The following is an 11,131-nucleotide window of genomic DNA, read 5'->3' as shown; positions in this document are numbered from 1 at the left end:
GAAAATTCGCTTTGTCAAGTGCCTACCCAAAAGTACTGCACTTTTAGCCAGCCTGCTGTCAATCGCTCCGAATGCCAATTAGGCCGATTCTTAGAGATCGGACGGAGACCATAGTCAGCCATGGCGACCATGCAGGATCAGGGAGATGCCAGGCAGCTGAACGTCCTCGCCTCGGCAGAGATTACTGCCGACATGGCGGAGGACCTGGCCCGCATGTGCGCGCACGCGCGCGACGGCGAGCGGGTCATCATCCAGATCTCCGATCGGGGTGTCTGGGGCGTCACGTCCCAAGGCGTCCGGATGTTCATTGGCGACAGCGAGGACGTTTCAGGCGATGCTGATTGAAAAGCAGAAGTTCAAGACCGTTTTCAAGGCCGAGGCACCCTCGGATTACGAGGTCAGGATCATCCAGTATCCTGAAGGCATCCCGCATTGGCACCTGGTCAGCAGCTATTTGAAGCTGCGCAAGGAGGTCTTCATCGACCGCCTGGAGTGGCCTCTGTTCCATGTCGACGACCTGGAATTCGAGCAATATGACAGCTTCGACACCACCTACGTCGTGGCGACCTGCGGAGATGAGGTTGTGGGCGGAGCGCGCCTGCGCCGCACCGATCAACGCAGCGGCGGTGGTCATATCCGCTACTCCTACATGATCCGGGATGCTTGCCTCGGCATCTTGCCTGGCCTGCCGAAGAACCTCTGCAACAAGGTTCCGCCGATGGACGAGAACATCTGGGAACTTACCCGGATGGTGGTCAACGGCCCGAAGGACATCACCCGCCTCATCCTGCAGGCGACCAATGAGTTCCTGGCCCAGAAAGGAGCAGCATCGGTCATGTTCCTGGGGTCCCCGGCCTTCCTGCGGATGGCAAAGACCTGGAAATGGCCAGCGCACCAGCTTGGGCCCGTGACCGGGAATGCCGATGGCCGTTTTCAGGTCATCGAATGCCCGGTTCGCCGGCCTCAATAAAGAGCAACTTTTTTCAGGGAGAATTTCCATGCTTGCCGCAAGACGAATGAGCGAGACCGCAAAGGCCGAGTTGACGAAAGACATGATTGAGGCACTGCTTGATCGCTTCGACAGCATCGCCACCTCGGATGGTACCGTGAAGGTAGAGTTCCGCGACAACGCGCTGTGGATGGCCGGATCGGACGGTCGCCAGGAGCTTCTGGGTATTGCCTCCCTGCCTGCTGCACTCAACTACATCAAATAAGGTGCCATGTGACCATGCATCTGAAACTCAAAGGGCAACATCTTGGGACGGCCGAGTTCACCCGCGATATGGTTGAGACACTGCGGGAATACTTCGACGTCTACGCCGATGAGGACGGAGTTATCGCCTTGGAGATCCGGGAAGGCGGGATCTTCCTGCCGCCGCTCGTGGGCAATCACCGCCAGTTCCTCGGGCTCGCGCGCCTGCCCAAGCACATCGTGAGGGCCTCGAATTGATGCCGGCCCCCGATCGACAACATTAATATTCTTATCTTCGGACACCCAGATGCCTGTCTATCCTGCCATCACCGCCGCCAGCAGCGGCACCCTCGAACCCTCGCAAGCCAGCGCCCTCGGCGTCCGCCATATCCTTGAACCGCTGAACGAGAACGGGCTGTACGCTGAGACCGTCAGGTGCATCACCGTGAAGGAAGATGATGCCTCAGGCAGCACCTGGACCGTCTTCTGTGCCGTTGCCGTTGACGCGACTGGCGCCGGCTCCCGACAGGTCGAGGCGTTCATCGCCCAGATTGTCGAGAGCAGTGATGCGCCGGGCAATTTCAATATCTCGGTTCTGCACGAGACGATGAACCCTGATCAGCACAAATGCCCGCCGAACATCCTTGAGGTGCTGTCTCCCACCTGCCATTTGAACGCCCTCACCTGGCGCCGGCGGGCGGCGACTTGGGCGATGAAACATTATGGCTACGAGCTGGCGGTGACGCGGCATCTGTCTGGCCGGAGATCGATCACCGTGAAGGTGACCCATGCCGCTTCATCGGCCGTTATTGCCTCTGCGGAAGGCTTGGACTGTGCCGCCTTCAGGTCCCGCTACGAGGCGCTGTCGAGCGCGCACATCATGTCCAGCATCCGCCCAACCCGTTCCTGATCTTGACCGGCGAGTTCATAGTGTCGCGTACGATTGGAGAGATCATGCGCGATATTTTTTTTGCCGTTTCCGCAGCTCTGCTTGCCAGTCAGGCGCATGCTGAGCAGCTGACGGTAGCGAGCTGGAACCTCGAACACTTTACCGAGGAGGACGGCATGGGCTGCAAGCCCCGCAGCCAAGCCCACTATGACGAGATCAGAAACATCATCAATGCGGTTGATGCCAATGTGTGGCTGTTTCAGGAGGTCGACACGGTTGGATCCCTGGCGCGCGTGATGGATACCAGCACCTGGCAGTTCCAAATGGAAAACCGGCCGGATCATCTGCAAGCTGGCAAATGCGCCAACGAAGGTGGCGAACGGACGATGCAGAGGACCGTGACCGCGGTCAAGCGGCGCATCCCGATCAGTGACACCCGCGATCTGAGTTTCGTGGACGTGACAGGAAACGGTGGGCTGCGCCATGGCGTCTCGGTCACGGCGATGCTCAATTCGCAGCCGGTTGAGATCGTGAACGTGCATTTGAAGGCGGGCTGTCAGGACGGCAGCGAGGGTGACGCCTGCACGACCCTCTTTCAGCAGATCCCTTACCTTGCCGCCTATGCGCGAGAGCAGGACAAGGGCGGCGTTCCGATCCTGATCGGCGGCGACTTCAACCGTCGTCTGTCAGAACCGGGCGATGCCGTCATGAACACGCTCAGCTTCAACGCCGCCCTCGGGCTCCGGGTCATCTCCCACAGCGGCGCTTCGAAATGCTCGCTCAGGGGCGAAGAAGCTATCGACTACCAGCTTGCGTCCAACGCGCTGGCGGATCTCACCCGGGATGTCGATGCCTACGAACACGCCTTCACCGGCCCTTTCGAGAACTGGCCTTCGGACCATTGCCCGAACGTCGTCAGGTACTCGTTCTGATCGCGCTTTGCCTCATGACCCGCATGAGGCGACCCCACGGGTTCTCAGATGAAAAACCCCCTGCCCCGGAAATATCCGCGGGCTTTTCAGCCTTGCCGAGTGCCATGATTTTTCTAGCCTCGACTGAAGCAGGCCGCAAAGCTTGGCTCTGCCAGAATGAGGGAAATGCAGGAGCGAGAGCCATGCCCGGTCATCTGATCATCATCCCGGTGGATGGAAGAATGCAGGTCCAGCAGATCGAGCGCCGTCCTGACCTGAAGATGCTTCAGAAGGCCATGGGCGGGCATATTCAGCTGGTGCCGCTCTTTGATTGCTATGTCACCGCCAAGGGCATTCAGCCGTGCGTGGCCTACTGCAACGCCAATGAGCGCGGCGACCAGGCTGTGAACCTGCAGGCCACCGAGCGCTGGCGCGGCGCGTGGCCGGAGTTCGGGGGCAACAGGCTTTACGGCCCTGTCGTGATCCTTGCAGGGCAGTGGAAACCGGCCGACGTGATCTGAACCGGAAGGCTTACTCGCCCGTGGACCTCAGATCGTCGCGATAGGTCCAGGCAAGGCCGACAGCGGTTGCGAGAGTGACCAGAAACAGCAGGGTGAAACTGTTGATGCTCGCAAAAAGAAGCGTCAGGCCGGCAACCGTAAAGATCATCTGGCCGAGAGTTTGATTGGCCGATGCGGCTGTTCTCAGGAGGAAGCTTCTCAGTCGGGTTTTGATCATGGCGATTTCTCCTTCTCCCGACCATCTTTGCAAGTCGCCGTGCCAAAATCCAAGATAACGAATCTCATCTCTTGAGCGCTACTCAGCAGCAACCTGGGACGCCAGGAAGTGATCGGTCCAGATGCTCGCGGGATAAAGGCCCTGCTGCGCCAGATCACAGGTCATCTGGACAAACTGTCGCCGCCGATCTTCGCTCAGTTCGGCCAGCCTGCCTTCTGCCAACATGTCGACATCCAGAGCATAGCGGAACATGCCACGGATCGCATGTTCATTTGCGCTCTCCTCAGGAAACAGCTCGCCAATTGTCCTGATGATACCTTCAGGGGCGATCGTGCCTGCGTAAAGCTGGTCCAGCATGTTGAAGAGGCGATCCGCAACTGCCGTCATGCCGGCAGTCTCCTGGCTGCTCGACAGGCGACAGGCCGTCGCGGCGACATTCGCATAGACGCAGTGCCCATCGCATATCTTGGAAAAGACAAGCTCCGGTCGATGCTTGATCTCAACAAAAGACATTCAGACTTCTCCTGGGCAACCGATCACTTCTTCTGAAATGCCCGTGATCAGCTAATGGCGCAACCTGACCTTGTAGAGGTTTCAGGCATTTATTTTTATTCGTCTTGCGGTTGAATCATCATCCGGTTTTTTCTTCTTTTACGACTTCTGTATCTCGCCACTGGCTAGAAAAAAGGTCACTGATCTTGCCTGATGTGTTGTTTTTCTCATTGATTATCAGCATGTTAATTCTGTTGAACGCCCCGCCCCTTGTTCTAGGCTGAAAGCACTCTGAAACAAGCAGAACAAAGGAATACGCTATGGACGGCGGAGCGTTCTTTATCGACCAGCAGAAAAAGCAGCATGTAAGCCGGCTTAATTCTTGGGCAAATCAGGTACAGGAGGCGAGAACAGCATCCGCAGCCCTGCAGGTTGCACTCTCCCTCGAACCTTCCCCGCATCCGCTGATCCGCGGCATGTCTTCCCTCTATGGCAGCGAGCAGAGCCACGCGAAGCGCGTGATAGAAGTACGGATCATGCAGCACCTCATGAACCTCACTGCGCCGGCGGAGATTGCCGCATGCCTGCCCCTTGCCCGCCGGATCACCTGGTCGGCCCTGATCAGGGACTGGACAGCCCGGACCGTGCGCGCGCAGGCAAAGGCGGCCAGGACATGAGGGGACGGGGAATGCGCGACCTCTTCGACCCGCAACCCTGCGAGGGACTTTCTGCGGCGTTGGCAGCAGTCGATTGCGCTGATCCATGGGCTGCGATCTGGGCCCGGATGAGCCACGCGAACTGCGGTTTCGGCCGCAGCGGAAATGCTGCCAGTCAGATTGTCTTTGGCTTCGGTGTCGAAGGGCGAGGATCGTCAGCCGACGAGGCCGCGCGCCACTGGGTGGCGGGTGCCCGGGCGCGGTCCGCCACGAACAGCTAGGAGGGACCGCATGTCACGCAAAGATGCGATCCTATCGGCAGCCGACAGATGGGAGGAAGCTGACTAACGCTTCACCTTAGGCAGACCCAGCCAAGAGAGCCTGCTGAGCCGCGCTGGCGGCATCGTGGTGCAAAAGGGGTCGAGAGCGGGCATGCCCGCCCGCTCTTCAGGCCGGGCCGGACCTCCTCTGATGTCACCGCACAAAGCGGCGATCCGACCAGGTGTCTTTTTATGAGCGGCGAGCAAAAGGCGCTGACACTCACGGAGATAGTCGATCATCCTGCTGACTATCAGAATGTTTTTCCGAATATAAACAGAGGTTTATATCTTTCCTGATCTCGGCGGGCGCGGTAGCTTGACCTTGCTAAGCGCCACAGGGCGCAACACCGGGCACAGGAGCCGAGAATGACCCTTTCCAAGCATGGCGATTTCAACATCCCCGAGGCGGGCGACACCCTGCCCTCGATCGCCAACCGCAGCGACTACATCATGGCGCAGCGCAACGACGCGCTGGCGCTGGTCGAAGAGGCCGCAGGTGAGCTTGCCGCCGCCTATCAGCGGGTGATGAAGGCAGTTGCCAGCGTTCAGCTTGTCACCCGGTCGGAAGGCTACACCTACCGCTACTCGCACCGGGAGAACCCTCACTACAGCAACTTGTTCAACGACAGCTTTGACGCAAGCAAGGCGGTCGAGGCCTTCCGCAAGGCCGCAGACACCGACATCTGGCAAGCGCTCATCAAGGAAGCGGGCGTTGAACAGTGGATGGATCACCAGGCCCTCCAGGAGTTTCACAGCCAGCTTGCATCGGAAGTGCCGGAGGTCAGCCCGGAGAACCTGAAGGCGACATTCGAGACGCTGTTCAGCAACCGGCGCACGATGTTCTTGCGCGGGATGGCAAATGTCTTCTCCAACCTCGACAGGCGCTTCAAGTCGCACGACGCCTTCAAGGTGGGATCACGCATCATCATCGAAAGGATCACAGGCTACTCCGGCGGTTTCGACCGCCATTGCGGGGGCGCGACTCTCCTGAACGACGTCGACCGGTGCTTGCGCAAGGTTCTGGGCTTGCCGGATCGGCCTGGTTACCTGGTCCAGCAACTCGACAGCCTGCAAGGCAGAACCTACGGCCCGAAGCGAATTGAGTTCGAATGTGACTATGTAAAGGTGAAGGTTTACCTCAACGGCAACGCTCACGTTCACCTGAAGAAGGTCCCTGCCGAGCGCGTTAATCTGGCTCTGGCGGAATATTACGGCGAGGTCGTTCCTGATGCGGCGCCGGCCGATATGGATTGCGGTACCTTCCGCGAACGTCACGCAAATCTTCCATCGAAGGATCTTGCTTACTACCCCACACCTGACGACGCGGCGGATCGTCTGGTCGATCAGATCTACCTTTGGCGCGGCATGAAAATTCTCGAGCCCTCCGCCGGCACCGGCGCGCTCATTCGCGCCATCCGCAGGGAGATCGCGAAGCGGGGAGAGAACCGGTATGAGGAATACCGGCTGAGCGAAAGCGACGTGAGCGTTGACGCCATCGAGATCCACCCGAGCCGGGCCGCGCAGTTGCGTCACCATGAAGGAGACTTTTGCACTGTCACGGTCGACAACTTCCTGAGCCGCCCCGCTCTGCCGGTCTATGATGCGGTCGTGTGCAATCCGCCCTTCGCCGGAACACACTTCATGGCCCGTGTCACCCAGGCACTCGACCATCTGAAGCCGGGCGGCGTCCTTGTCGCGATCCTGCCCGTCACGGCCGAACTTGGCGAAAGCCCCAAACATGCCCGCTTTCACCGCTGGCTTGAGCGGGAATGCGCCAGCTTCAGCTGGCGCGACCTGCCTGCCGGATCGTTCGAGACGAGCGGCACGATGATCAACACGACAATCCTGAAGCTCAAGAAGCGCAGCTGAGCGGTCTCCCGAAAAATCGCCTGATTGGGCCCGCCGAAGCGCGGGTCCCCCCTCCCCTATGCACATGAGGATCAAGCCATGAAGGCAACCTTTATCATCCGCAATCTGACCGAGGACATCATGGGCGAGCTGGCAGACATGCATCCCGATGACCGGTTCGCAAAGCTGCACCGATGGGCCTTCGGCGATCTGCGCCATTGCGTGAGCGTCCAGTTCGGAAAAGCCAACGCTTTCCGCGACCGGGTGGAATTCAACACCGCCCGCAAGAACGGCGCCCCGTTCAAGTCGAGCAGCATGGAGCCGCGCCGCGGCTACAAGCTCGCCACCTTCGAAATCTGACGGCCCGCCCCTGGCAGCGAACGGAGGACGCCATGCGCTTCAAGCGACAAGCCCGACACGAGTTCACCGATACTGCGCGCAAAAGGGCGGCACTGCGCCGCAAGCAGCAACGCGAGCGGAACGCCCTGCCTCTCTTCGCTGAGCAGATCGCGGCCGAGCAGCCGGCCGAAAACGATGTGATGGAGGCTCGTGCACTTGCTTGGGCCGCGTCAGAGGTCCGGAGCCGCGCCTACAGAGCTAGCAAGTGGATCGAGGCACGACGGCGGCTGTCAGCCTTTTCAGCGAACGAGGCGGCCGTCCTGCGCCACGCCTGGAACTGTGCCCCATATCCCGCGGATCCGGTATTCCTTCTGGACTTTCTTCACGGTTATGCCGTCGGACGCTTCACCCTCGATGCCTTGCCTTTCGACTTAGTGGCGCGAAACCCGCACGGGCACCGGATCTCGGACTTTGATGGCGAGTAGAGCGAGGCCACGCCTCTCCTTATGCGCCGAAGGTTCAATTGGTCCCGCTTCGGCGAAGCTTCTTACTGGACACGGAGGCATGACTTGACGGCGGCGGCCGTCTGCGCAGTCCCCACCGCCAGGCCCTCGGGCTGAGTTGCACCAATCGGCGCAGCAGGGAGATTGACGTGCATGTCAGCGCACTTCGTAGACTATCTGCATTTACTGCCCTGCTGGCATGAACAGCCTAGGCGTCGAAAATCCGCACGTATCAGTAGAAGCCCCAGCCTGTTGACCGGGACTTCCATTTTTTCATGGGTCGATTATACTGGACACGTCTTACCAAGACAGCCCTGTTCGGGTTTGGCCCCGTGGTGTTCGTAGCACTGCGGGGTCGTCCAGTTCTCGACCAGGCTAGTTGCCCTTCACTAAAGCGAGGAAGGCAACGAGCAAATGTACCGCTGTCAACAGCAGCATCATCTGGTCTTCAGTCAACGCAGTTCCTTTCCGTTCTCGGGGTGTTGGTCGGGCGTGAGGGGCATGGCGCAGGGTCCTTTCTGGGGGTGCGGTACCCTTGTCCTAAGTCAACATCCGCCACCGGACAACCGGCATATGCACCCCTGAAACCCGCGCCCCGCAGCCTGTTTCCGTTGGGCACGGCCGTGACAGTCTGCACCCGCAAAGACGGGATATGTCCATGAACATCCGCTATCTGCACACGATGGCCGCGTGAAGGACCTGGACCGTACGATGGAATTCTCTTGCCTGCTGGGGCTGGAGGAGACGCGCCGCATCGACAACGAAAGGGCCGCTTCAGCCTGGTCTTCATGGCGCCGCCGGGCCAGCCCAATGCCTGATGAACTGCTTTGGAACTGGGACGGCGAAAGGCCAGCCGGAATGCCCGGTGGAACTGACCTGGAACTGGGGCGGCGACGAGGGCTTGCCTTCGGACAGCCGCCATTTCGGCCACCTGGCCTATCGCGTCGGCAACATCTACGAGATGTGCCAGACGCTGATGGACGCGAGCGTCACCATCAACCGCCCGCCGCGCGACGGGCACATGGTGCGCAGCCCCAAATGCTGCGACTTGCTTGTTTAGTCACAACCACTGCCATATTCGTCCCCATAGCTTTCATGAGGAGATGCCCTGTGGACCAAAAACAGTTTCCGCTCCAGCAGGGAAACCTCGACTTTATGTGCGGGACTTATGCAGCAATAAACGCGATGTATATTCGCGAAGAGATAGGCAGCCTAGACCAAGCAGCGATCCCCTTCCGCTTAGCTTTGATGTTCATGCAATCTACCAGAGACTGGGACCTTGCACAGGCGATATGCTTCGGGATCGGAGAAAAAGACTATCTCGAGCTTTTAGAGGCGCTAAGCTGGCGAGATTGTTCTTTCTTTCCAGACGCAGATTATAATGCCTCTGATGATCTTTTCGGAAAGCTGGAGCAATTACTCCAAGATGGAGCTGGACCCGTCATCGTTTCTCTTGTGGATCCGGGTGCGGAGGCATTTGATCCAGAAGAGGAGCGAGACGTCATACATTATACGGTGGTTAACGAAGTGATGCCGGAGTGCCTCGTCATCTTTGACAGTCAAGGAGATGAACCGATCGAAAGAACGGGCAGAGACCTCAAGTATCAGGGAACGGATGTTCGGCTTGGCTGCCTATACGTCATGGAAAGCAAGTAGCATCACGTTCGGATGCTTAGCCCGTAAGACTGCTTCTGCGATCCCCTGCCTTAACGCAATCGCATGACCTAGCGAGGGTCTGTAACGGACTCTTCGCGGCGACCTTCAAGCGCACGCTGACTGTCGAGTTCCTTCCTGCGATCTCTTGTATCGCGCTCGATCGAGCTATCGCCGCCTAAACGACTTAGGCCGCCGTGGAGCTTCTAATCACTCGGCAGTCACGGCGGTGAGCAGCAGCTTCCCCAAGTCGCCACAGTGTCGCATCTCGTTGAATGTCAGGAAGCAATATACTGTTTCCACTAGCTTTTCGCTCTTCCGGTTGCGACCGCCGTGTGTAGCCTCAGGTCATGGAAAGCGCCCACAGGGGCGCGCAAAGCAGAGGAGCTTGCCATGCACCATGATGCCCAGACCGTTGACGATCCCGCCCAGACCAGCGCTGTGGCCAGCGCGTCGCTGACCCGTCCCAGGTTGCATCTTTGGATCGTCATGCAGGACACGAAGGAAGGGATCAGCTTCGAGCGGTTCTTCTCCAGGGTGGCCCGTGACGCCTGGCTGCAAAAGTGGTGCGCTGATCGCTGGACAGCTGATAAGGGCAAGATGCCGGCCGACTGGCAGGACGCATACCAGGTCCTCAGTGAGAGCGGCGAAGACTTCCTTCACCTGTCGGAGCCTTTCGACCTGTCGGGCCATCCCGATCTGGCAATGCTGGCCTTCGATGCACGCACCCGTGCCATCATGCTCGCGGCACTCCGCTTGTGGCAGCGAATGAGCCCCGCCGGATACCTGCAGGAGACGATCATCGCTACTGATGCAGGCGCGTTCGACCCGCTCAGCCAGAGCGAGATCAATCGACTTTGCCGGATCGTAGGGGCATTCCAGTGAGCGCCCAGAAGCATCTCTTCGAGACGCCCCCCGAGGACATGGCGCGGCACGGCGCCGTCTGGTGGCGCGGGAATTGGCAATGCCGGAACTTCCACGGCTACTTCCAGAGCCGCGAAGGAGGCGCGGGCGTGTGGTGCTTCCAAATCTATGCCTTCGGCGACACCGACTGTTGCGTCTACGCCCTGAACGCCTTGGGCGAGATGGTCCAGAAGCGGGCTCCTCTCGACGACCAGAACAGGATCACAATTTGCGGCCGCAAGTATGGCCGGAGGCAGTGGGCACACTGATCGACGCGCGAGGGGCAAAGTATCCACATATCTTGTGGACAATTCGGTGGCTAAGGCAGGAACGGCAGGATGTTTCGCCTGATATTGCGCTGCCTAATTGTCGAGCACCAAGAAACGGCCATGAGAAGGGGGTGCGGGAAACCGCGCCCTCTCTTTGTTTCCGGCAGGTTGGGGCGGCTACGATGGAGGGCCAGCATCCGTCGCTCGACGCTGCACCGGCAGCGCTCCGAGCGCTGAGCGGGCTGGCGAAGAAACCTGCCATCTTGTGAAGAATCCTCGCGCTCCGGGGTCGAAGCTCGGAAATGTTCAGATCTCAATATCTTGATAAGTAACGGTTTTTAGCTTTTCCAGAGGCTGCGAAACCGCTAATTTCGAGACATGGGAAAGGCCATGAGGGCCACAAAAAGCACAGGAGCGC

General features: G+C 59.2%; 16 protein-coding genes and 1 pseudogene. 15 read left to right on the top strand and 2 right to left on the bottom strand.

What is annotated here, in order from left to right; all coding sequences use genetic code 11:
- The first annotated feature begins 120 nt into the window (after window positions 1-120).
- From ACZ2G3_RS19775 to ACZ2G3_RS19745, 7 genes are all read left to right on the top strand, one after another.
- A complete protein-coding gene (locus ACZ2G3_RS19775) occupies window positions 121-345 on the top strand; it encodes a hypothetical protein (protein ID WP_419270950.1) in 225 nt (74 codons plus the stop codon).
- Window positions 335-970: an acyl-homoserine-lactone synthase gene (locus ACZ2G3_RS19770; RefSeq protein ID WP_419270948.1), complete on the top strand. Its 636-nt coding sequence runs from the start codon at window positions 335-337 to the stop codon at window positions 968-970. The genes ACZ2G3_RS19775 and ACZ2G3_RS19770 overlap by 11 nt, the downstream gene beginning before the upstream one ends.
- A 46-nt stretch (window positions 971-1,016) precedes the next feature.
- A complete protein-coding gene (locus ACZ2G3_RS19765; protein WP_419270946.1) occupies window positions 1,017-1,214 on the top strand; it encodes a hypothetical protein in 198 nt (65 codons plus the stop codon).
- 14 nt (window positions 1,215-1,228) lie between these two features.
- On the top strand, window positions 1,229-1,450 hold the full coding sequence (locus ACZ2G3_RS19760; protein ID WP_419270945.1) for a hypothetical protein: 222 nt from the start codon (window positions 1,229-1,231) through the stop codon (window positions 1,448-1,450).
- Window positions 1,451-1,499: 49 nt separating this feature from the next.
- The gene (locus ACZ2G3_RS19755; RefSeq protein ID WP_419270943.1) at window positions 1,500-2,102 is read left to right on the top strand and encodes a hypothetical protein; all 603 of its coding nucleotides are present in this window, start codon (window positions 1,500-1,502) and stop codon (window positions 2,100-2,102) included.
- A gap of 2 nt (window positions 2,103-2,104) precedes the next feature.
- A complete protein-coding gene (locus ACZ2G3_RS19750) occupies window positions 2,105-3,013 on the top strand; it encodes an endonuclease/exonuclease/phosphatase family protein (protein WP_419270942.1) in 909 nt (302 codons plus the stop codon).
- Window positions 3,014-3,195: 182 nt separating this feature from the next.
- Complete coding sequence (locus tag ACZ2G3_RS19745) at window positions 3,196-3,513, top strand: hypothetical protein (RefSeq protein WP_470400057.1); 318 nt, start codon at window positions 3,196-3,198, stop codon at window positions 3,511-3,513.
- Between the two features lie 10 nt (window positions 3,514-3,523).
- On the opposite strand, the gene ACZ2G3_RS19740 is transcribed toward ACZ2G3_RS19745, so the two are convergent.
- Together ACZ2G3_RS19740 and ACZ2G3_RS19735 are read right to left on the bottom strand one after the other, a co-directional pair.
- Window positions 3,524-3,730, bottom strand: a complete 207-nt coding sequence (locus ACZ2G3_RS19740; RefSeq protein ID WP_419270938.1) for a hypothetical protein — start codon at window positions 3,728-3,730, stop codon at window positions 3,524-3,526.
- Window positions 3,731-3,808: 78 nt separating this feature from the next.
- Window positions 3,809-4,243 carry a hypothetical protein gene (locus ACZ2G3_RS19735; RefSeq protein ID WP_419270937.1) on the bottom strand — a complete coding sequence of 145 codons (435 nt, stop codon included), beginning with the start codon at window positions 4,241-4,243 and terminating at the stop codon, window positions 3,809-3,811.
- A 299-nt stretch (window positions 4,244-4,542) separates the two neighbouring features.
- Between ACZ2G3_RS19735 and ACZ2G3_RS19730 the strand changes: the two genes are divergently transcribed.
- The 8 genes and pseudogenes from ACZ2G3_RS19730 to ACZ2G3_RS19695 all read left to right on the top strand — a co-directional run bounded on the left by ACZ2G3_RS19730 (window position 4,543) and on the right by ACZ2G3_RS19695 (window position 10,713).
- The gene (locus ACZ2G3_RS19730) at window positions 4,543-4,899 is read left to right on the top strand and encodes a hypothetical protein (RefSeq protein ID WP_419270936.1); all 357 of its coding nucleotides are present in this window, start codon (window positions 4,543-4,545) and stop codon (window positions 4,897-4,899) included.
- A 665-nt stretch (window positions 4,900-5,564) separates the two neighbouring features.
- Window positions 5,565-7,067: a DUF4942 domain-containing protein gene (locus ACZ2G3_RS19725; RefSeq protein ID WP_419270934.1), complete on the top strand. Its 1,503-nt coding sequence runs from the start codon at window positions 5,565-5,567 to the stop codon at window positions 7,065-7,067.
- A gap of 78 nt (window positions 7,068-7,145) precedes the next feature.
- Window positions 7,146-7,406: a hypothetical protein gene (locus ACZ2G3_RS19720; protein ID WP_419270932.1), complete on the top strand. Its 261-nt coding sequence runs from the start codon at window positions 7,146-7,148 to the stop codon at window positions 7,404-7,406.
- A 32-nt stretch (window positions 7,407-7,438) separates the two neighbouring features.
- Window positions 7,439-7,870, top strand: coding sequence for a hypothetical protein (locus ACZ2G3_RS19715; protein ID WP_419270930.1), 432 nt, complete (start codon window positions 7,439-7,441; stop codon window positions 7,868-7,870).
- A gap of 676 nt (window positions 7,871-8,546) precedes the next feature.
- A pseudogene (locus ACZ2G3_RS19710) lies at window positions 8,547-8,924 on the top strand (VOC family protein); the annotation flags it as partial.
- 149 nt (window positions 8,925-9,073) lie between these two features.
- Window positions 9,074-9,544 (top strand): hypothetical protein, encoded by a 471-nt coding sequence (locus ACZ2G3_RS19705; RefSeq protein WP_470400054.1) that lies wholly within the window; start codon window positions 9,074-9,076, stop codon window positions 9,542-9,544.
- Window positions 9,545-9,934: 390 nt separating this feature from the next.
- Entirely contained in the window at window positions 9,935-10,426 is a 492-nt protein-coding gene (locus ACZ2G3_RS19700) for a hypothetical protein (protein WP_419270927.1), read from the top strand.
- Window positions 10,423-10,713, top strand: coding sequence for a hypothetical protein (locus ACZ2G3_RS19695; RefSeq protein ID WP_419270925.1), 291 nt, complete (start codon window positions 10,423-10,425; stop codon window positions 10,711-10,713). Before ACZ2G3_RS19700 ends, ACZ2G3_RS19695 begins: the two co-directional genes overlap by 4 nt.
- Window positions 10,714-11,131: the final 418 nt, after the last annotated feature.

It is taken from the genome of Paracoccus sp. KKT209, assembly GCF_055635455.1.
The sequence above is the reverse complement of the archived record's forward strand: the minus strand, read 5'-3'. Positions and strand labels throughout refer to the sequence as shown.

Excerpts from the sequence above, each read along its gene's own strand:
- ACZ2G3_RS19775 (WP_419270950.1), top strand. The coding sequence starts at position 121 with ATGGCGACCATGCAGGATCAGGGAGATGCCAGGCAGCTGAACGTCCTC.
- ACZ2G3_RS19770 (WP_419270948.1), top strand. The coding sequence starts at position 335 with ATGCTGATTGAAAAGCAGAAGTTCAAGACCGTTTTCAAGGCCGAGGCA.
- ACZ2G3_RS19765 (WP_419270946.1), top strand. The coding sequence starts at position 1,017 with ATGAGCGAGACCGCAAAGGCCGAGTTGACGAAAGACATGATTGAGGCA.
- ACZ2G3_RS19760 (WP_419270945.1), top strand. The coding sequence starts at position 1,229 with ATGCATCTGAAACTCAAAGGGCAACATCTTGGGACGGCCGAGTTCACC.
- ACZ2G3_RS19755 (WP_419270943.1), top strand. The coding sequence starts at position 1,500 with ATGCCTGTCTATCCTGCCATCACCGCCGCCAGCAGCGGCACCCTCGAA.
- ACZ2G3_RS19745 (WP_470400057.1), top strand. The coding sequence starts at position 3,196 with ATGCCCGGTCATCTGATCATCATCCCGGTGGATGGAAGAATGCAGGTC.
- ACZ2G3_RS19740 (WP_419270938.1), bottom strand. The coding sequence starts at position 3,730 with ATGATCAAAACCCGACTGAGAAGCTTCCTCCTGAGAACAGCCGCATCG.
- ACZ2G3_RS19735 (WP_419270937.1), bottom strand. The coding sequence starts at position 4,243 with ATGTCTTTTGTTGAGATCAAGCATCGACCGGAGCTTGTCTTTTCCAAG.
- ACZ2G3_RS19730 (WP_419270936.1), top strand. The coding sequence starts at position 4,543 with ATGGACGGCGGAGCGTTCTTTATCGACCAGCAGAAAAAGCAGCATGTA.
- ACZ2G3_RS19725 (WP_419270934.1), top strand. The coding sequence starts at position 5,565 with ATGACCCTTTCCAAGCATGGCGATTTCAACATCCCCGAGGCGGGCGAC.
- ACZ2G3_RS19720 (WP_419270932.1), top strand. The coding sequence starts at position 7,146 with ATGAAGGCAACCTTTATCATCCGCAATCTGACCGAGGACATCATGGGC.
- ACZ2G3_RS19715 (WP_419270930.1), top strand. The coding sequence starts at position 7,439 with ATGCGCTTCAAGCGACAAGCCCGACACGAGTTCACCGATACTGCGCGC.
- ACZ2G3_RS19705 (WP_470400054.1), top strand. The coding sequence starts at position 9,074 with ATGTATATTCGCGAAGAGATAGGCAGCCTAGACCAAGCAGCGATCCCC.
- ACZ2G3_RS19700 (WP_419270927.1), top strand. The coding sequence starts at position 9,935 with ATGCACCATGATGCCCAGACCGTTGACGATCCCGCCCAGACCAGCGCT.